The 19,772-nt window shown below is 35.2% G+C and carries 19 protein-coding genes; all 19 read left to right on the forward strand.

Translation table 11 applies throughout. The features are described from left to right. Positions 1–5 precede the first annotated feature (5 nt). Entirely contained in the window at positions 6–887 is an 882-nt protein-coding gene (locus NQ505_RS15270) for a glycosyltransferase family 2 protein (RefSeq protein ID WP_008999196.1), read from the forward strand. Continuing rightward, on the forward strand, positions 884–1,906 hold the full coding sequence (locus NQ505_RS15275; RefSeq protein WP_008999197.1) for a hypothetical protein: 1,023 nt from the start codon (positions 884–886) through the stop codon (positions 1,904–1,906). The genes NQ505_RS15270 and NQ505_RS15275 overlap by 4 nt, the downstream gene beginning before the upstream one ends. Positions 1,907–1,950: 44 nt before the next feature. Further along, positions 1,951–2,916: a glycosyltransferase gene (locus tag NQ505_RS15280; RefSeq protein ID WP_032853558.1), complete on the forward strand. Its 966-nt coding sequence runs from the start codon at positions 1,951–1,953 to the stop codon at positions 2,914–2,916. Continuing rightward, on the forward strand, positions 2,916–3,887 hold the full coding sequence (locus NQ505_RS15285; RefSeq protein ID WP_008999199.1) for a glycosyltransferase: 972 nt from the start codon (positions 2,916–2,918) through the stop codon (positions 3,885–3,887). The genes NQ505_RS15280 and NQ505_RS15285 overlap by 1 nt, the downstream gene beginning before the upstream one ends. 14 nt (positions 3,888–3,901) lie before the next feature. After that, a complete protein-coding gene (locus tag NQ505_RS15290; protein ID WP_008999200.1) occupies positions 3,902–5,176 on the forward strand; it encodes an EpsG family protein in 1,275 nt (424 codons plus the stop codon). A 5-nt stretch (positions 5,177–5,181) separates the two neighbouring features. Beyond that, on the forward strand, positions 5,182–6,387 hold the full coding sequence (locus tag NQ505_RS15295) for a glycosyltransferase family 4 protein (RefSeq protein ID WP_008999201.1): 1,206 nt from the start codon (positions 5,182–5,184) through the stop codon (positions 6,385–6,387). A 2-nt stretch (positions 6,388–6,389) separates the two neighbouring features. Then, a complete protein-coding gene (locus tag NQ505_RS15300) occupies positions 6,390–8,339 on the forward strand; it encodes a capsular polysaccharide synthesis protein (RefSeq protein ID WP_259825509.1) in 1,950 nt (649 codons plus the stop codon). Positions 8,340–8,348: 9 nt separating this feature from the next. Continuing rightward, the gene (locus tag NQ505_RS15305; protein ID WP_008999204.1) at positions 8,349–9,506 is read left to right on the forward strand and encodes a glycosyltransferase family 4 protein; all 1,158 of its coding nucleotides are present in this window, start codon (positions 8,349–8,351) and stop codon (positions 9,504–9,506) included. Next, positions 9,503–10,066 (forward strand): DapH/DapD/GlmU-related protein, encoded by a 564-nt coding sequence (locus tag NQ505_RS15310; protein WP_008999205.1) that lies wholly within the window; start codon positions 9,503–9,505, stop codon positions 10,064–10,066. The genes NQ505_RS15305 and NQ505_RS15310 overlap by 4 nt, the downstream gene beginning before the upstream one ends. 8 nt (positions 10,067–10,074) lie before the next feature. After that, positions 10,075–10,692 (forward strand): glycosyltransferase, encoded by a 618-nt coding sequence (locus tag NQ505_RS15315; RefSeq protein ID WP_050547461.1) that lies wholly within the window; start codon positions 10,075–10,077, stop codon positions 10,690–10,692. A gap of 274 nt (positions 10,693–10,966) precedes the next feature. After that, on the forward strand, positions 10,967–12,064 hold the full coding sequence (locus NQ505_RS15320; RefSeq protein WP_008999206.1) for a glycosyltransferase family 2 protein: 1,098 nt from the start codon (positions 10,967–10,969) through the stop codon (positions 12,062–12,064). Positions 12,065–12,072: 8 nt separating this feature from the next. Further along, a complete protein-coding gene (locus NQ505_RS15325) occupies positions 12,073–12,987 on the forward strand; it encodes an acyltransferase family protein (RefSeq protein ID WP_008999207.1) in 915 nt (304 codons plus the stop codon). Positions 12,988–12,998: 11 nt separating this feature from the next. After that, a complete protein-coding gene (locus tag NQ505_RS15330) occupies positions 12,999–13,958 on the forward strand; it encodes an acyltransferase family protein (protein ID WP_008999208.1) in 960 nt (319 codons plus the stop codon). Positions 13,959–13,966: 8 nt separating this feature from the next. Continuing rightward, positions 13,967–14,842, forward strand: a complete 876-nt coding sequence (locus NQ505_RS15335) for an acyltransferase family protein (protein WP_008999209.1) — start codon at positions 13,967–13,969, stop codon at positions 14,840–14,842. A gap of 94 nt (positions 14,843–14,936) precedes the next feature. After that, on the forward strand, positions 14,937–16,172 hold the full coding sequence (locus NQ505_RS15340; protein ID WP_008999210.1) for a glycosyltransferase family 4 protein: 1,236 nt from the start codon (positions 14,937–14,939) through the stop codon (positions 16,170–16,172). A gap of 80 nt (positions 16,173–16,252) precedes the next feature. Further along, positions 16,253–16,969 carry a WecB/TagA/CpsF family glycosyltransferase gene (locus NQ505_RS15345; RefSeq protein ID WP_008999211.1) on the forward strand — a complete coding sequence of 239 codons (717 nt, stop codon included), beginning with the start codon at positions 16,253–16,255 and terminating at the stop codon, positions 16,967–16,969. A gap of 4 nt (positions 16,970–16,973) precedes the next feature. Further along, positions 16,974–17,876: a glucose-1-phosphate thymidylyltransferase RfbA gene (rfbA, locus tag NQ505_RS15350; protein WP_008999212.1), complete on the forward strand. Its 903-nt coding sequence runs from the start codon at positions 16,974–16,976 to the stop codon at positions 17,874–17,876. Next, entirely contained in the window at positions 17,873–18,991 is a 1,119-nt protein-coding gene (rfbB, locus tag NQ505_RS15355) for a dTDP-glucose 4,6-dehydratase (RefSeq protein WP_008999213.1), read from the forward strand. Before rfbA ends, rfbB begins: the two co-directional genes overlap by 4 nt. An 8-nt stretch (positions 18,992–18,999) precedes the next feature. Further along, positions 19,000–19,572: a dTDP-4-dehydrorhamnose 3,5-epimerase gene (rfbC, locus tag NQ505_RS15360; RefSeq protein WP_008999214.1), complete on the forward strand. Its 573-nt coding sequence runs from the start codon at positions 19,000–19,002 to the stop codon at positions 19,570–19,572. The last annotated feature ends 200 nt before the right edge of the window (positions 19,573–19,772 follow it).

Consider the following 19,772-nt stretch of genomic DNA (forward strand, 5'->3'; position numbering starts at 1 on the left):
ATTTTATGCATCTTTGTAATTTTACTTTCATTATTCCTCATAAAAATATTCCCTCTTTATTACAGCGGTGTATTGACTCTATCCCTCAAAGGGAAGATGTGCATATCGTAGTAGTTGATGACAATAGTGATTCTTGTCAAGTGGATTTTAGCCATTTCCCGGGTCTTGATAATCCTTTAGTGGAGGTTATATTTACGAAAGAAGGATATGGAGCAGGTTATGCTCGTAATGTAGGTTTAAAACAAGTACAGAGTAAATGGGTTTTATTTGCAGATGCTGATGATTTTTTTACACCAGAATTGAATGTCTTTTTGGATAAATATAAAGATTCTACTGCAGATGTAGTTTTTATTACTAATAATACGATTGATTGTGATACATTCATTCCACAAAATCAAGATTTAAAAGTGGCGGAATTAGCTAAAGAGTGTAATCATGAAAATGAATTTGATCCTTTAAGATACAAGTCTCAACCTCCATGGACAAAAATGGTGAAGATGTCGTTAATAAATCAGTATCATATCATGTTTGATGAGACACCTGCTTCAAATGATGTATGGTATAGTGTACAAGTTGGATTTTATGCGCGAAAAATAGAAATTTCTAAAGAAATAGTATATACAAGAACAATTAGACAGGGATCTTTGCAATATTCTCTTGATAAAGAGAGGCTGTTAGCTCGTTTGAAGGTAGGATATAAAGTTAATACTTTCTTAAGGAATCATGGAAAAATCAAATATTATAATGAAATATGGGGGTATTTATTAGATCTTCGCAAAATTAGCTATCCATTGTTTTTTATACAGTTTTTTAAATATATATATAAAACCCCTTTTTTCATTGTAAAAAAACATTTGAAATACAAATTCTTAAAACTTTTCAGATGAATAGTATATTTTATCGTTTAAAGAGGAAAATACGAAAAATGTTTTGTTCGAAACTAGCGTATATGTTTTGGGAGGATAATGAGTCTCTTCGTAGTCATGTAGGTAATTATTACACTAGAACATGCAAAGTAGTTGGTGAGTTTTCTGCTCCTTGTCTGATTATGATGGTAGATGGTCGTTTCCCACATGGTGGTTTGGCGGATAGATTGCGTGGATGTATTAATCTGTATAAGTTTGCAAAAGAAAGAGGAATGGATTTTAGAATTTATTGGAAATCTCCTTTTGATATTCATGAATACTTAACTTGCAATGAATATGATTGGAAAATAGATCAAGATGAAATATCTTATTTTATGGGTAATTCTTTCCCTGTTACTTTGGGCAGTTATTATAAGCAATATTCTTTATCTGAAGCAAAAGAAGCAGAGTTTCAATATCAAAAGATGAATGAGATTATAGATTCCCATCCACATATAAAACAGTTTCATTTTTATACTAATGCTCACTTTGTAGATGATAAGGAATATGCCGAATTATTTAAAGAACTTTTTGTTCCTTCCGAAGGACTCCAAGAAAAGATTTCTTTTTATAGCAAGGTACATAATTATTCTCCATATCTTTCAATGGCTTTTAGATTTAGGCAATTATTAGGTGATTTTGAGGATGCGTCTGGTGGAGAAGTATTATCAGTGGCAGAACGAAAACAATACATTGAGGATAGTTTGCATCTTATAGATAAGGTTTATGAAGAAAATAATGGTGAGCAAATGATATTTGTGACTTCTGATAGTAAAGACTTTATCAAAGCCGCTAGTGAAAAATCGTATGTATTTACTGTTTCCGGTGAAATAGTGCATATTGATAAACAGTGTACATTAGTAAAAACAGATTATAGTAAAGAGTTTCTTGATATGTTGATGTTAGCACGGAGTAGTTTTATTTATGTATGCAAAAAAGAGCGTATGTTTACGCCCGGTTTTTCGTTAAATGCTGCTAAATTGGGGGGGGGTAATGTTTAAAATAATTAAATACTAAACTGTAGCAATAGTATAACTAGATAAGTATGAACACTGAAGCTAAAACAAGGCTAGCAATGAATGACTTTAAACATTTTATCTTAACTCGTTTCAATATACCTTTCATTCGTAAAGATAGTGTAGACTTTCTATTTTCTGATTCCTATTTGAATGAACGTTATTCTATATTTGAGAATACATGTTTCTCTTCAATGTGTAATCAAAAAAATAAAGATTTTATATGGTTGGTATTTTTTGATAAAAGAACGCCTAAATCTTTTGTACATCGGAATGAACAATTACAGAAGTTGTGCAAAAATTTTAAGCCAATTTATGTTGATATGAATTATATAGCCAATTTAGCAATTGAATCGTCTTATGTGATATACGCTAATGAGATTGCTCCTGTTAATGAGAATGATTATGGTGTAATGATGGGGCGAGTATGGTTGGCTGAATACTACAATTTGCTGATTCGTTCGTATTGTGAAGATTCTGTAGAATATGTGATAACAACCCGTATTGATAACGATGATTGTTTTGAGTGTGATATGGTAGAGGCTGTAAAGAAGTATGCAACAATTGATACGGTTGATCATATTTTAAGTTTTGATATGGGGATACAGTATTTTAATAATACGTGTATAGCTCAACGCTTTTATTATCCTAACAATCATTTTACATCGATGCTCGAAAAGCTGGATAAACCCTTGCGGACTGTATTTTATTGGGATCATTTCTTTGTAGAGAAATTTATGCCTGTAATTCATATTTCAGAAAAGCCGCTGTGGCTCGAAATACTACATAACTCGAATGCGATAAATACTATAAAATTGAATCGTAAAAATAGTTTGTATTTGTCAGGGCTTGATTTGCATCCTTTTGGCATTGATCTCAAATATTCATCGATAAAGATTCTTGTTTCGTTGTTAATAAATCCTAGGCTCTATTTATATCCGTGGATTAAGTATCTTTTACATCTCGCTGCACTAAAAAAGTATCTGAAAAAGTGATGAGTATTCCTTTTATTTCAATTATAGTACCAGTATATAATGTTGCTCAATTTTTATCGATAACATTGGATAGTATTCTGAATCAGCGGTATACTAATTATGAAATTATTCTGATCAATGATGGATCAACTGATGAAAGTGCGGAGATAGCACAGCGATATGCTTCTAATGACCAGCGTATAGTTTTTATAGATAAGTGCAATGAAGGTGTTGCTACAACACGTAATAAGGGGTTGGAAGTCAGTAGAGGGATTTATATCATGTTCTTGGATGCGGATGACATAATATATCCTAACACACTAGATAAAATAGCTACAATGCTCCGAACAACAAATGCCGATTTATTGAGATTTGAGCATCAAACTATAGATGAAGAAGGAAATGAACTGTATCCCAATTACAATATAAGAAGGCGTAAGAAATATGTTGGTTGTGAATTGGACGCGGCTACTTTCATGAACAAAATTTTATTAAATGAGTACTATATGTGTCTCAATATTTTTAAATCCTCGCTTATTAAATCTCATCATATTTCATTTTTACCTGATTGTACTTATAATGAGGATACACTATTTATATTGAAAAGTTTATTATATAGCAAGAAAAACTTTTATATTCCAATCAAGGTGTATGGGTATAGGAAATATAGTGAAGCGGTGACTGCTAAGTTTTCAATTAAAAATTATGAGGATGTGAAACTAGTGTTTACTGAAATTATTCAAATGTCTGAAAACATAACTAATAATTTGAGGACTTCCTTTAAGGCTGTTGCAGAAAGCCTTGCCATTCATCTTTATTTGGAGAAGTCTAATATGAATGTTCTTGATGGTGATCTAGATACTATTATATGTCAATGTACAAATAGGCCGGTTATGATGGAGTGGAAATGTATCTCTTTGTTGGGGGATAAAGGTTTTAAGTTATGGAGGAGTCTTTTTCTTCTTAAAAGGATATTAAATCGATTAATGTAATAGAGGTAGATATAATGATCCATCAATTCCCAAATAAAGACTCCAAAACAAACTGGGGTTATATCATTGGATATTTCATATTATTCTTGATTGCACCTCCTTTTATTGCTATTCCCACCATAATAGTTTATATGGTCACTAAATCCCATGCGACTAAATCTGATTATTATCTGTGTTTCTTTGCTATTGCAGGTTATTTTGCAGCTATTAATGCCACGAAACGTATGGGGGGAGATCAATGGCAATATTATGTTGCTTATATGAATGTTCCAGATGTGGGGTTCTGGAAATCATTGGTTTACATCTATGGAATAGACTATTTTAAAGATTCGTCTAGAATGCAAGTTTCAGGAGAGTTTATGAATGGTATATATAACTATTTGGGATATTATCTTACCTTTGGTTATTATCCTCTGTATGCAGCGTTGTTGACTTTTATGGACTACTTGCTTGTTTTTTGGGGATTACGCAGATTTTGTTTATCAATGAAGAAACCGCATATACCTATAATAGCCGGGATTTTTACATTATCGTTTTTTTATCTTTTTTTTCAATATACCTTGCAAATTCAAAAGCAATTTCTTGCCCAGTGTATTATGATGTACGTTTTAGGAAATTATGCCTATTATGGTAAAATGCGAAAGAAGGATTGGATTATGGCTGTTTGTGCAGTGTTTACTCATGCTGCAACGTTGCTCTTTGTACCTTTCTTTATTTTCAAACCTCTACATCGCAGACTAACGAAAAAGGGCTTGTTTTTTATTGGAGCAGCTTTTGCTATACTAATTATTATAGCTCCTAGATTGGCATCAGGTATAGCAACAGATACTAGTTCTGCTTTGACATATGGTGTATCTCGCTTGGCGACCAGTGAAACTCTTAATGATACGGAGTTTGGCCTTGTATGGGCTCAAGTTTTTATAATAGCTCTTCCTATGGCATTAATTGCATTCCGCAAACTATGGCTAGAACGTAAAACATTATCTGATAGTAGTGCCTTTATTCTGAATATTACTCTTTTATTATTGCTTACTATAGTAGCAATGTATAGACAGCCATTAGCGCAATATCGTTATTTTATGATGTTATTTGCCTTCATGCCTTTTATTTATCCTTTTGCTTTTGATAATATCAGAAATAGGGATATGTTGCTTAAAGTGATTGCAGTAGTGATGATTTTGTGGTTTTACTATCAGTTCGAACTAATTGTTTGGGATTATGCTCCTCTAGTGGATATTATTATTAAGAGTCCGATTTTTCTGTTATTTGGTAATTATTATACGGTATAGTAGATATGCATATTTGTTTTGTCTGTCGTGAATATCCACCTTCATTAAGAGGTGGCGGAATAGCTTCGTACATAAAAGAAGTTGTACATGGTTTACATGCAGTTGGACATCAAATTACAGTGATTTGCGCATCGGATAATACATGTCAAGAATCAATGTATGATGATGAAGGTATATGCGTAATACGTCTTAGAGGGGGGGATTTTCTTATTCCTGAAGTCGAGAAGCCTTCTTTATGGAAGAAATTTCGTCCTCTATATCGTTTTTATAGTTATCGTAAGCGCATTGTGCTAGCTATAAGTACGTTAGGTGATGTGGATATAATAGAAGTGCCTGAATATGGAGCAGAAGGGTATTTCTTACATCAACTGAATATTCCCGTGGTGGTACGATTGCATACACCAATGTTACTCGATCATTATAGATTTTCTCTTCAATCTTTCTCAAAAAATAATTGGCATTACTACTGGCAAGGAAAAAAGGAGTTCCAAGAGATGAAAAAAGCTGCCTATTTGTCATCATGTAGTACTTCGCTCAAAATATGGGCAGAGCAGTATGCCGGAGTAATGAAAGACAGAGCGCGGGTGATTTATAATCCTATTGATATGAATGCGTGGAAGGGCTTTCAGAGAAAAGAAGAATACCGTGAAGTGAAAGAGATTCTTTTTGCTGGTACTATTTGTGATTGGAAAGGATGTGGCGATTTAGCGGAAGCTTGCCGAATACTTCATCAAGAGAATGCTTCTTGCCAGTTTCGTTTAAGTCTAGTGGGAAAAACTGGAATTTTTGCGGAACAATTACAAGCTAAGTATGGAGATGAACCTTGGTTTAATTTAGTAGGTAGGGTACAACGTGAGGAGTTGATGGAAAGATATACTACCGCTGATGTAATTTGTTTTCCTTCATGGTGGGAAAATATGCCTATGGTATGTATTGAAGCGATGCTTTGCGGAGGAATAGTATTAGGTAGTAGTTCGGGCGGTATGAGTGAAATTATTGAGGATGGTAAAAGTGGATTTCTGATAGAACCTCGTAATCCTCGATGTTTAGCCGATAAAATAAGGCAGATATTTAATTTATCGGAAGGAGAGAAGGCCAATGTCTCATTGAGCGCTAAGCAGCGTATCAAAAATGCTTTCAGCTTGGATATGATTATAAAGCAGCAGATTGCTTATTATAAGGAAGTGGTAGAGGATTATAAGAATAAGTAAATATGATTAACAGAGATTATAGCGTGACTATTCGTACGTTGGGAACAGCCGAAGATAAATATCAACGCACATTGGATAGTATTGCCACACAAAGCATTCAGCCTAAAGAAGTAATTATTGTTTTGGCTAATGGTTATGAATGCCCTAAAGAGCAATTGGGGTATGAACGTTTTGTGTTTGTAGATAAGGGTATGGTCAATCAGCGTGTTGCGTGTTTTGATGAGTCTTCTTCAGAATATACTTTAGCCTTAGACGATGATGTAGAGTTTTCCTCCAATTTTGTGGCTTCTTTATTTGATACTATGGAAAAGTGTAAAGCGGATTTTGTTTCTCCGCTGGTAAAAGAAATAAACATTTCGGGGGGGGGGGGTAGATATACACTAATTAATAAAATAAAAGATTGGCTATTGGGAGTTTCTATTAGAAAACGTTTGAAAGATTCATTCATGGTGAAAGTATGGCGTACTGGTGGATTTATAGTGAATAGTGCGGTAGAAGATAATAAACAGTATTATAGTCAAAGTGGTCATGGTACGTGTGTGTTCGGACGTACAAAAGCCTTGAAAGAGTTGCATTTTGAAGAAGAGTTATGGTTGCAAGATGCCAAGTATGCATTACCAGAAGATATGGTGATGTTCTATAAACTTTATTTGAAGGGTAATGTGATTGCTATGAATCGTGAAGTGGAGTTTGTCCATCTTGATGCTGGTTCTTCGCTAATGGATGACAATAAAAAATTGAATAATATATATGCTTCGGCTCGTAATGGTTTAATCTTTTGGCATCGGTTCATTTATAAATGTAGGGATAAGAAATGGCTATCTATACTGTGTATTGTCCGACGCATATTCTTTACTTCTCTTTTCGCTCTGCTCAAAGGAGTAATCAGATGGGATATACGCTATTTTAAAACTTACATGGAAGGGTATAGAGATGGATGGAAATATATTCATACGAGTACGTATAATGAATTGTCGAATATTGTAAAGTGCTCTGGAGGTAAAATCAAGAAAGTGTATAGCTTTGGTTTATTTCATGGGTTGGCTTATACTCTATTTGTTTTATCACTTAGATTATTCCCTTCTACAAGAGTTGCTTTATTCTTTAGAAAGATGCATGATGTGGCAGTAAAGCATTATGCAAAACATACTTGCAAACGGGTGGTTCATGAATATGCAGAATTGACAAGTCTAGAACTTTCTCCTCTTACTGATAATCTGCCTATATGGATTTTTTGGTGGCAAGGAGAGAATGAAATGCCTCCTGTAGTAAAGAGTTGTTTGAATTCTGTAAGAAAGTATGCAGGTGCACATCCGGTAAGAGTAGTTTCCCAACATAATATTGATGAATATTTAATCATCCCTCAACATATCAAAGATAGATTAAAACAAAATGTTGGTGATATGATGCAAGGAATGTCTTTTATTCACTTTTCTGATTATGTGCGTATGGCTTTGGTGTATGAACATGGAGGAATTTGGCTAGATGCTACTTGCATGCTCACAGCTCCGCTTTATGTTCCACAAAACGCATCTTTTGTGAGTGTAAGGACGAATAAATTGGACTCTGTACCAAATAGAGGGAAATGGAATATATACTATTTAGGAGCAGCTAAACATAATGTGATGTTTGGATATATGAAAGAGATGCTTTCCGAATATTGGAAAAATAATAAATTTATTATAGATTATTTTTTTACTGATTATTGTTTGAGTTTGGCTTATGATTTATATCCTAATGTTAGAAAGATGATTGATGCTTTACCAGCTTTGAACTCGGATAAAGATGCACATTCCATCTACTTTTTGTTGAATCAGGCCTATGATGAAAATATTTATAATGAGATTGTTTCTAAAGTGAATTTACACAAACTTACTTGGAAGGGGAGACTAAATGAATATACGAATGATGGAATGTATACTTTTTATGGTTGGGTTCTTGAAAACTCATAATATAACAAAATGAAAATATTGTGGATTTCACCGTGGTTCGGTAATTACCGGGTACCGGTATATGAAAACTTAAATAGGCTTTGTAGTGGTAATTTCTACTTGATTTGTTCAGAAGAGAATACTTCAGAACTAGTAAGAGGGAAGTTGAAAGCGGTATTGGGTAATCATGCTATTGTGATGAGTGGTGAACAACGTATGACAATGGGGAGTGATGAGTCGGACTTTGCCAATAGTGCGTTAGTAATAAAGAAGCAACCAGGTTTGTATAAGGCTGTGAAATCTGTGGAGGCAGATGTGATTATTACTGAAGGCTTTGGGGGATGGGCTCCCGCTGGTATTCGCTATGCGGTGACACATCGAAAAAAACTTTGTATGTTCTATGAACGCACAGCTTACGTGGAACGTAACTCCCCTACATGGCGGTCGATGTATCGCCGATTGGTAGGTATACCTGTGGATTATTTTCTAATTAATGGTACGCTTACAGAAGAATATTTGAATGAGGGCTTGCACTTTAAGAGAACTCCGAAAGTAAAAGGTTGTATGTGTGCGGATAGTTTTGGCTTATCACAGGCAGTGGAAAAAGTAACTAGTGCAGACAAAGACGCTTTACGTAAAGAGTTAAACTTAAAGAATGGGTTAACTTTTCTTTTCGTTGGTCAAATGGTGGAACGCAAAGGCATAAAAGAACTGCTTGTGGTATGGGGGCAGCATATTGCAGAATATCCCAACGATAACTTATTGGTAATAGGTAAAGGGATTTTAGAAAAGCCTCTAAAAGATCTGTATGCGGGAGATAATTCTATTCATATCATGGGTGGCATCAATTACGATGAACTCTATAAATACTATGCACTTTGTGATGTATTTATCATGCCTACGCTTGAGGATAATTGGTGTTTGGTGATACCGGAGGCAATGGCATGTGGCAAACCTGTGGCTTGTTCTATTTATAATGGTGGTCATTATGAACTGGTGCAAGATGGGGTGAATGGGTATAAGTTCGATCCTTTGAAGCCTGAATCCATTATAGATATATTAGCAAAATTTCATCAAGCTGATTTGTCGGCTATGGGACAAAAGGCGATTGAAATAGAAAGTAATTATACGCCTGATAAGGCGGCGGCCCGCATCTTTGAGGCTTGTGAAAAAGTATATAAGCGATGAAGATTGATTGTAGTAATATGCCTAATGGGGCAAGCAAACTAAACTTTATATTGCGCTATATTTTCAATCAGCTACGTACGTGGTATATGTTTCATATACGTTATCCATGGGTGAAATATGAGGGTTTTGTACGAGTAATGAAAGGCACGGGCTTTGCACAGAATATGGATGTACGGATAGGACATAATGTGCAATTCGGTGATTACTGCAATGTAGCTTCCAATGTGTATTTTGGGAATAATATTTTGATGGCAGGTCGTGTATGTTTTGTGGGGCGCCAAGACCATACATTTTCTATTCCGGGCAAAACAATATGGAGTGGTGAGCGTGGAGATAATGGTATTACTATTATTGAGGATGATGTGTGGATTGGTACTGCCGCTATCATTATGAGTGGGGTTACAATAGGCAGAGGGAGTATTGTAGCTGCCGGATCGGTGGTAACGAAAGATATACCGTCTTGTGAGATATGGGGTGGAGTACCAGCAAGGAAGATTCGTGATAGGTTTGAAACGGAAGAAGAGAAGAAATATCATATTTGTCATGCAAATTTTAAATAATCAAAGATATGTACAATAAATCGAGGATTGCAATATTAATGGCTACTTATAACGGAGAGTGTTATTTAAATTATCAGATAGAATCTATTATGGGGCAGTCTTTTGAGGACTGGACACTATACATAAGGGATGATGGCTCTTCTGATTCTACTGTAGAAATAGTGCGTGAATATTGTAAAAAAGATAGTCGTATTATGTTGGTTGATGATGAAATTAAGCATAGGGGAGCAAAGAAAAGTTTTATTTGGCTATTGGAAAATATTCATTCTGAATATTATATGTTTTCTGATCAGGATGATATATGGTTACCTCATAAAATAGAATCTACTTACTTAAAGATGCTTGAAATGGAAAGTGTTAATCCTACTACACCCATTTTAGTTCATACGGATTTGGCTATTGCAGATGAAGATGGTTTCGTTGTGAAGGGATCGCGGTATAAATATGACAAACTTTATCCTGATTGGTTAGATAAATTGAATTGGTTTATTGTATCTTATCGAATATGTGGCAATACGATTATGCTAAACGATAAGGCAAAAGCGGTAGCACTTCCTTTTGATGATAGAATCTATATGCATGACTGGTGGGTAGTGTTAATGACTCTTAAAATGGGGGGGGGGTAGTTTGTAATTTAAAGAAAAGTACAATTCTTTATAGACAACACAGACAACAAGTTGTTGGTTTGAAAAGCTTTAATTCTATTGAAAAAAAAGAAGATGGTAAAATATCTAATTTTTTAATAAGGTTGAAAGGTAATTTCTATCAGTACAGTTTACTGAATGAATGGGTTGGTATTTCATTTTCTAATTATATATTTCATAAACTCGTATTTTGGATATATAGGTTATTGGAAAAACGTGGATGAGACTTCATCTTTTAGAATAAAGAGGAATACATATGAATACAAATAAATACGCTGTTAGCATAATTTTGCCATGTTATAATGTGTCACAATATATAGAAAGAGCTATTGATAGCATACTGATACAAGATTTTAAAGATTATGAGATTATAATCATAAATGATGGTAGTACAGATAATTTATTGCAAAAATGTGATGATTTAGGATATACAGAGAAAGGTTATATCAAAATATTGTCTTTTAAGAATCAAGGATTATCTCAAGCTCGGAATGAAGGTTTAAAGATAGCTCAAGGAGAGTATGTGTATTTCTTTGATCCTGATGATTATATAAATCAAGGAATGTTATCCAAAGTTTATTTAAAAGCAAAAGAGGGTAATTATGATGCAGTACATTTTGGTTTCCAAACTATTTATGAAGATCAAGGAGGTATACATTATGACAAAGCTGAATCACCATACGTATATCAGACAAATGACGAAATAATACATAACTATCTTCCTCGCTTTTTAGGTATAACTCAAGATAATATAAATAGTTTTGTAGACTTGAATCATCTGTGGAGTAGTAAAGAATTCTCTGGAGTATGGCGATTTTTATATAAGAGATCTGTTCTAATAGATAATAAAATATTGTTTCCAAAGGGAATTAAATTAATAGAAGATAAATTGTTTAATGCTAGATTCTTTTGTTATGCTAAAACGATAGCGCTGATGGATGATGTGTTGTATAATTATGTGATTAAAGAAAAGGGCTTATTGACTTCGTCTTTAAATAATGTTAAGGGGCTAGTGGAAGATAAAATAATAGGTATTGAGCAGAGGGCTATCTTACGAAATCTTTATTTAAAAGAGAAAAATATAGATATTTTTTCATATTATATTGGTACTATTGTGTTTAGTGCTTTAGAATTGATAATGCGTTTATCTGATATATCTTTCTTCTCTTCTAGGAAAGAATTGAAACGATATATGAATATGGAGGATGTTAGAGTTGGAATTAAAGAAATAGATGTGTCCCACTTGCCTTTAAAATTGCGTTTGCCTATTGTAATGTTGAAATATCGTTTGACTTATTTATTATTGGGTGGAATGAGAGTTCTTAAAATGATAGGATTAAAAGTTAATATTTGAATCATAGTATGAAACGTAATATATCTTTGGATATAGCAAGAGGGCTAAGTATTGTGCTGATTGTATTGAGTCACACTCCTTTTGGTTACTCATATCTCTTTGATTTCTTCTATGTACAGGTCTTTTTCTTTTTGAGTGGAGTTTTTATAAAATCTTCGTATACAGTAGAAAATAGTTTATATAAGAAAGTGAAAGCTTTGATATATCCTTACCTGTTTTTTGCAGTTATCAGTTCTATCGCTGTATTAATGTTGGGTAGAAATACTATTGACGGAATTCATCTTTATGATCCCGACTCGTTTGATAATGGGCCTCTTTGGTTTCTAATAGCATTATTTACATTAAATATTATGTTCTTATTACTTAATGAACTGCCTCAATATGTGCGTTTTTGTATGTTGTGGGTAATTTTTGGTGTTTGCTATTATTTAGGACTGAATGGAATAGATGACTATACAGATATTACCAAAGCTGGTATTTCGCTCCCTATCTTGCTTGCAGGGAATTATTATTTAAAAATAGAACCTTTTTTTAGAAAATACCGATATGTAATTTGTTTACTTTCGATATTGTTATGTGCACTCTTTATTTGGGTGATACCTGTACATATAGGAATCCGTTGGATAAAACTTCCAGATAATATATTGTTATATCTACTAGCTTCTTTTTCGGGTATTGCTTTTATTTTGTCTATTAGTTGTATTGTAGAGTCAATTCTTATATTACGTAAAAGTTTATCATTTCTTGGAGGTTATTCTCTTTTTATTTTGTGTATGCATTGGCCTATAATACGAATGTTATATGATAAGGTTCATATTTCAAATAATGATATTATTGCCTTTGTAGTTGGTGCAATTGTGTGTTTTACTACGGCAGGTATAGGTGTGATTCTGAAAAAATATTGTCGTTTTTTCTTTAAATAGAGTTGGCGAAAATGAAGCAAAGAAATATTAGTATTGATATTTTGAAATGTTTTGCTGCACTGATTATTACTAACTCGCATATGGATATACTTTATCCAAAGTTTGGTGCATTAGCTACTGGTGGTGCAATTGGTGATGCTCTTTTTTTCTTTTGTTCTGGTTTCACTCTATTCTTGGGTAGAATGGGGCGATTTGATAATTGGTATAAACGACGCATTAACCGTATTTATCCTACTATTTTTGCATGGGCAATACTTGGTTCTTTACTATTTGGTTATCAAAATAATATAAACAATGTACTTCTATTCGGAGGAGGATGGTTTGTTAGTTGCATAATGTTATATTATGTGTTGTTATATTTTATACAACGCTATATGTTTAAATACTTAAGATTAGCATTTATGGCAGTAGCAATAGCATGTGCTGTTTACTTTATGTTAATAAATACTCCAATGGATTTTAATATGTATGGAGCGGGATATTTTAAGTGGTTTCATTTCTTCATGTTTATGTTGATGGGAGCGATGATGGGTATTTCACAACGACAATATAAGTATCATTTTGTATGGGATGGATTGAAACTGATAGGATGTGTTGTAGCATTTTATGCGCTATATGCCTTTAAAGATATTGCGGTATATAATAAATTTCAGATGTTGACTTGGATTCCATTGTTGGGTACAGTATTCTATTTTTTCAAGTTATGTAACTCTGATTTTATGAAAAAGGCCTATCATCATTGTACAGTAGGCTGGATTATCAAACTGGTTGGTGGCTTGTGCTTAGAGATATATTTGGTGCAAACTGCTTTGTTTACAGATAAGATGAATGCAGTCTTTCCGCTTAACTTAATCGTAATGTTTGCAATTATAGTATTTGCAGCGTATATCTTACGTTGCAGTGCAAGGCTATTTGCACAGACATTCAAGGATATGGATTATGATTGGAGGGCAGTGTTTAAAGCCGTATAAGTATTAAGATGAATCTAACTAAGGAACATTCTATACAAATTAAAGGAGTAGCCATTCTTTGTATGGTATTATTTCATTTATTTGGTTTTCCTGAACGTATTCCAACTAGTGTGCAGTGGATGGGAATGCCTATTATCAAGGCACTTCAGATATGCGTACCTATTTATCTTTTTATGGCAGGGTATGGTTTGCAATGTATGGTAGCAAAGGGAACGATAACATGGATGAGCATTGGAAAACGGTTAAAGAAATTATACCTATCTTTTTGGTGGGTAGCAATACCATTTATTTCTGTCGGTTGTATTGTAGGATATTATGCACCTGATGTAAAAAACATCTTTTATAATTTATCGGGGCTTACAACCTCATGCAATGGGGAATGGTGTTTTTTTTCGCTCTATGCGGAGTTGCTTGTTTTATTTTACTTTGTCAGTAAGATCAAATTAGGATGGAAAGGTTATCTGCTATTGATGTTGGGTTTATTGATTCTTACAAGGGGCTTAAACTGCGCATTACATTTAGATGAGGAGGTGATTGTGGAGAGGCATCTGAAAATGATATTAATAGATTTGAATATCTTTATGCTGGGCTGTTTCTTTGCTAAGTTTAATATTTTCGGATGGCTACATGAACGATGTCATTGGCTCTATAAAAAAATATACTTGGCTCCGTTACTTCTTGTGATACCGATTTTAGTGCGAGCTTATTTGCCTCTTATTGGTGTTACGGAGTTGCTGATAGTTCCTATGTTTTGTATAGGTGTTGTTAATATATGTAAACGGGGGATCTTACTTTTTTTTGGAAAATATTCAATAAATCTTTGGCTTGTTCATTCATTCTTCATTTTTTTATTTTTTGAATGGCATTTCTTTTATTACAAATAATCCTCTTGTGATGTTTATTACTGTATTAGGATGTTCTTTGCTATGTTCTATAATCATAGAGTTCATAAAATCTAAGATTCATATTTAATTTTATATGCTTTCTATTTTAATTAACTCCTACGCATGTTCACCGAATATGGGTAGCGAACCGGGTATGGCTTGGAATTGGTGTGTAAACTTGGCTAAGTATTGCGAACTACACATCATTACTGAAGGTGAATTCCGTGATAAAATAGAGGCGGTAGTACCTACATTGCCGCAAAGTGGTAATATGCACTTCTATTATAATCCGGTATCGGAAGAGGTGAGAAGAATGTGTTGGAATCAAGGCGACTGGCGTTTTTATAAACACTATCGTATTTGGCAATATCGCACGTATGAGATGACTCTTGATATTATGAAGATGCATCATATTGATATAGTGCATCAACTCAATATGATTGGTTTTCGTGAACCGGGATATCTTTGGAAGATAAAGGAAGTACCGTTTGTGTGGGGGCCTATCGGAGGATTGAAACAATTCCCATTGGCATACCTTGAAGGGACTGGACTAAAAATGAAACTGTTTAATGGATTGAAGAACATTCTTAATGTGCTTCAGTTGAAATACGATAAACGAGTAAATGTAGCTTTAAAAAAGGCTGATGTTTTAGTTAGTTCTATACCGGATTCTTATCGAGCCATTAAGAGATATAAAAGATTGGAATCGGTGGTAATACCAGAAACGGGATGTTTCCCTTGGGCATGTGTTTCTACAGAACGATTTGATAGTGCCATTTTCCATGTTTTATGGGTAGGGAAATTTGACTTTCGGAAGCAGTTGCCTTTGGCTTTGAAAGCTATTGCTGCAACAAAGAATGAACGAATCTTATTGGATGTTTATGGTACAGGTACAGATGACCAAGTTTCTACAGCAAAGGCTCTATCGGTGTCGTTGGGTATTGCTGATCAAGTGATATGGCATGGAAATCAACCCAACCATGAGGTGCATGAGAAAATGCGCTCTTCTCATATATTTTTATTTACCAGTGTGAATGAGGATACTTCTACGGTAGTGCTGGAAGCTGTAAGCAATCAGTTACCGGTAGTGTGTTTTGATGCTTGTGGTATGGCTGCAGTTATAGATGAAACAGTTGGTCGTAAGATTACATTGTCATCTCCAACACAATCAGTCAAGGATTTTGCTAAAGTATTGAATGAATTAGAAGCAGATAGAGATTTGTTAAAACAACTTTCAGTGAATTGTCGTCAACGACAAGAAGAATTGTCTTGGGATAACAAGGCAAAACAGATGTTGGAACTGTATGAATCATGCTCTCTCACCGTATAGCGATACGTTTTGATGAGAGCTAAGAAATAATTTCCGCGAGATAAGTGAATGAAATTAATCCTCTAAATTTTTAATTTAATATGATTAAGTTAAAAGAACTCTCTATTATGGAGAGTATAAATCAACTTAAAGCATTGCCACAAGGTAAGTTGCTAATAAACACGATTAATGCACACTCGTACAACACTGCTCTGAAGGATCCACTCTTTGCCAAAGCATTAATGAAAGGGGATGCTCTTATTCCTGACGGAGCAAGCATCGTGAAGGTTTGTAAATGGTTAAAGATGCAAAGCCAACCGCGGGAACGAATAGCGGGTTGGGATCTATTTGTCTTTGAGATGAATCGCCTTAATGAGAAAGGAGGTCGCTGTATGTTTATGGGTAGTTCGGAGAAAGTGTTGGCTTTGATTGAACAGCGGGCAGCAGTGGACTATCCGAACTTGGAAGTAGTGACTTATTCACCTCCCTATAAGCCGGAGTTTTCACAGGAAGATAATGCAGCTATTGTGGCAGCTATCAACGAGGCAAATCCAGATTTGCTATGGATTGGTATGACTGCTCCCAAACAGGAAAAATGGATTTATAGTAATTGGCAAAAGTTGAATATTCATTGCCATGTGGGCACTGTGGGGGCGGTGTTTGACTTCTATGCAGGCACTGCTGAACGAGCTCCATTATGGTGGCAACAACATTCGTTGGAATGGTTTTATCGATTGATAAAAGAACCTAGGCGAATGTGGCGTAGGTACTTGATTGGTAATGTGCTGTTTTTATGGAATATTTGTAAAGAGATATAATGATATGAAAGGTATTGTTTTAGCTGGTGGTAGTGGTACACGTTTGTATCCTATTACCAAGGGTATTAGCAAACAACTAATTCCGATTTTTGATAAACCTATGATTTATTACCCCATTTCGGTTTTGATGTTAGCAGGTATCCGTGAAATATTGATTATATCTACTCCACATGACCTGCCGGGATTTAAACGTTTGTTAGGTAATGGCAGTGACTATGGTGTGAGGTTTGAGTATGCAGAACAACCGTCACCTGATGGATTGGCGCAGGCTTTTATTATTGGTGAGGATTTTATTGGCAGTGATTCGGTCTGTTTGGTACTAGGTGATAACATCTTTCATGGCAATGGTTTTAGTAGCATGTTGAAGGAGGCGGTGTACATGGCAGAAAAGGAGCGGAAAGCTACCGTGTTTGGCTATTGGGTAAGTGATCCGGAACGCTATGGGGTTGCGGAGTTTGATGATGAAGGTAATTGCTTAAGCATTGAGGAAAAACCTGTACATCCAAAATCAAACTATGCGGTAGTAGGGCTTTATTTCTATCCTAATAGGGTGGTAGATGTAGCGAAGCGCATCAAACCATCAGTTCGTGGGGAATTGGAGATAACCACTGTGAATCAGCAATTTTTGGAGGATAGTGAGTTGAAAGTACAGACACTGGGACGTGGCTTTGCTTGGTTGGATACGGGTACACACGACTCATTGAGTGAAGCATCGACCTTTATTGAGGTGATTGAAAAACGGCAGGGACTGAAAGTGGCTTGTCTGGAAGGTATAGCTTTCAGACAAGGATGGATTGATGCTGACAAGATGCGTGAGTTGGCTCAACCGATGCTGAAGAATCAATATGGGCAGTATTTGTTGCAGGTGGTAGAGGAAGTGGAACGTACAGGAAAAAGTAACTTATGAGTAAAAGAAATATTATCATTACCGGTGGTGCCGGATTTATAGGCAGCCATGTGGTGCGTTTGTTTGTGAACAAGTATCCCGATTATCATATTATCAATCTGGACAAGTTGACTTATGCGGGAAATTTGGCTAACTTAAAAGATGTAGAGAATAAACCAAACTACACTTTTGTGAAAGCGGATATTTGTGACTTTGAGATGATGCTGAAGATTTTCAAACAGTATCATGTAGATGGGGTCATTCATTTAGCTGCCGAAAGTCACGTGGATCGTAGTATCAGAGATCCGTTTACTTTTGCTCGTACTAATGTTCTTGGAACTCTCTCTTTATTACAAGCTGCTAGGTTAACTTGGGAGTATCTTCCGGAAGGCTATGAGGGTAAGCGGTTCTATCATATTTCAACAGATGAGGTGTACGGAGCCTTGGAACTAACGCATCCGGAAGGAAAGTCATCAGAAATATCAGCACACGAAGTATATGGCGATGAGTTTTTCAAAGAGACAACAAAGTATAACCCACACTCACCCTACTCGGCTTCGAAAGCAGGTAGCGACCACTTTGTACGCGCTTTTCATGATACTTATGGTATGCCGACTATTGTGACTAACTGTTCGAACAACTATGGACCTTATCAGTTTCCCGAAAAGCTAATTCCATTGTTTATTAACAATATTCGTCATCGCAAACCGTTACCGGTATATGGTAAGGGAGAGAATGTGCGTGACTGGCTCTATGTGGTAGATCATGCAAGGGCTATAGACGTGATTTTCCATAATGGTAAGATTGCGGATACATATAACATCGGTGGCTTTAACGAGTGGAAGAACATAGACATTATTCATGTGATTATTAAGACTGTGGACCGATTATTGGGTAATCCTGAAGGGCATAGCGAGGGATTGATTACTTATGTAATGGACCGTATGGGACACGACTTACGCTATGCTATTGACTCTACGAAACTGAAGAATGAATTGGGTTGGGAGCCTAGTCTGCAGTTTGAAGAGGGGATTGAGAAAACAGTGCAGTGGTATCTGGATAATCAGGAGTGGATGGATAATATCACCAGTGGTGCCTATGAGAGCTACTACGAGGATATGTATAAGAATAGATAAGTATCTGTATGGAAGTTATTAAGACAAATATTGAAGGGGTGGTGATCATTGAACCGCGTCTTTTTAAGGATGACAGGGGGTATTTCTTCGAATCGTTTTCGCAAAGGGAGTTTGATGAAAAGGTACGTCCTATTAAGTTTGTACAGGATAATGAAAGTATGTCCTCGTATGGAGTGATGAGGGGGCTGCATTTTCAAACTATGCCTTACAGCCAAAGTAAGTTGGTACGTTGCGTAAAGGGTACAGTGCTGGATGTGGCTGTTGATATCCGCAAGGGCTCGCCTACTTATGGTCAGCATGTAGCGGTAGAGCTGACAGAGGAGAATCATCGTCAATTCTTTATTCCTCGTGGCTTTGCTCATGGTTTTGCTGTATTGAGTGAAAAGGCAGTGTTTCAATATAAATGCGATAACTTTTATGCTCCACAGCATGATGGAGGTATCAGTATATTAGATGATTCACTTGGCATTTGTTGGAGAATTCCTACAGGCAAGGCTATCTTAAGTGAGAAGGACACTAAGCATCCACTATTGAAAGATTTTGAATCTCCATTTCTGTATGGAGAGGATTTATATAAATAACATATAATAATAACGAAATATGTAGGTCCCTAACTTCATGCTACACACATGAATCCCCTACATTCTGCAGGTTGGGAAAAAATACAGCGGTATATTCCTAATCTGTCCCCTCATATTGGCAAAATGCTGATATGTATTCTAAATATATCAACTGTCTGTGAAGATCGTTGATATATTACTTTTAGAGGGTATGATGTTTG

It is taken from the genome of Bacteroides sp. D2, assembly GCF_025147085.1.
Classification (GTDB): Bacteria; Bacteroidota; Bacteroidia; order Bacteroidales; family Bacteroidaceae; genus Bacteroides.

What these genes read in the sequence shown, in the direction of transcription:
- NQ505_RS15270 (WP_008999196.1), top strand. Translation starts at nt 6, where the DNA reads ATGCATCTTTGTAATTTTACTTTCATTATTCCTCATAAAAATATTCCC.
- NQ505_RS15275 (WP_008999197.1), top strand. Translation starts at nt 884, where the DNA reads ATGAATAGTATATTTTATCGTTTAAAGAGGAAAATACGAAAAATGTTT.
- NQ505_RS15280 (WP_032853558.1), top strand. Translation starts at nt 1,951, where the DNA reads ATGAACACTGAAGCTAAAACAAGGCTAGCAATGAATGACTTTAAACAT.
- NQ505_RS15285 (WP_008999199.1), top strand. Translation starts at nt 2,916, where the DNA reads ATGAGTATTCCTTTTATTTCAATTATAGTACCAGTATATAATGTTGCT.
- NQ505_RS15290 (WP_008999200.1), top strand. Translation starts at nt 3,902, where the DNA reads ATGATCCATCAATTCCCAAATAAAGACTCCAAAACAAACTGGGGTTAT.
- NQ505_RS15295 (WP_008999201.1), top strand. Translation starts at nt 5,182, where the DNA reads ATGCATATTTGTTTTGTCTGTCGTGAATATCCACCTTCATTAAGAGGT.
- NQ505_RS15300 (WP_259825509.1), top strand. Translation starts at nt 6,390, where the DNA reads ATGATTAACAGAGATTATAGCGTGACTATTCGTACGTTGGGAACAGCC.
- NQ505_RS15305 (WP_008999204.1), top strand. Translation starts at nt 8,349, where the DNA reads ATGAAAATATTGTGGATTTCACCGTGGTTCGGTAATTACCGGGTACCG.
- NQ505_RS15310 (WP_008999205.1), top strand. Translation starts at nt 9,503, where the DNA reads ATGAAGATTGATTGTAGTAATATGCCTAATGGGGCAAGCAAACTAAAC.
- NQ505_RS15315 (WP_050547461.1), top strand. Translation starts at nt 10,075, where the DNA reads ATGTACAATAAATCGAGGATTGCAATATTAATGGCTACTTATAACGGA.
- NQ505_RS15320 (WP_008999206.1), top strand. Translation starts at nt 10,967, where the DNA reads ATGAATACAAATAAATACGCTGTTAGCATAATTTTGCCATGTTATAAT.
- NQ505_RS15325 (WP_008999207.1), top strand. Translation starts at nt 12,073, where the DNA reads ATGAAACGTAATATATCTTTGGATATAGCAAGAGGGCTAAGTATTGTG.
- NQ505_RS15330 (WP_008999208.1), top strand. Translation starts at nt 12,999, where the DNA reads ATGAAGCAAAGAAATATTAGTATTGATATTTTGAAATGTTTTGCTGCA.
- NQ505_RS15335 (WP_008999209.1), top strand. Translation starts at nt 13,967, where the DNA reads ATGAATCTAACTAAGGAACATTCTATACAAATTAAAGGAGTAGCCATT.
- NQ505_RS15340 (WP_008999210.1), top strand. Translation starts at nt 14,937, where the DNA reads ATGCTTTCTATTTTAATTAACTCCTACGCATGTTCACCGAATATGGGT.
- NQ505_RS15345 (WP_008999211.1), top strand. Translation starts at nt 16,253, where the DNA reads ATGATTAAGTTAAAAGAACTCTCTATTATGGAGAGTATAAATCAACTT.
- rfbA (WP_008999212.1), top strand. Translation starts at nt 16,974, where the DNA reads ATGAAAGGTATTGTTTTAGCTGGTGGTAGTGGTACACGTTTGTATCCT.
- rfbB (WP_008999213.1), top strand. Translation starts at nt 17,873, where the DNA reads ATGAGTAAAAGAAATATTATCATTACCGGTGGTGCCGGATTTATAGGC.
- rfbC (WP_008999214.1), top strand. Translation starts at nt 19,000, where the DNA reads ATGGAAGTTATTAAGACAAATATTGAAGGGGTGGTGATCATTGAACCG.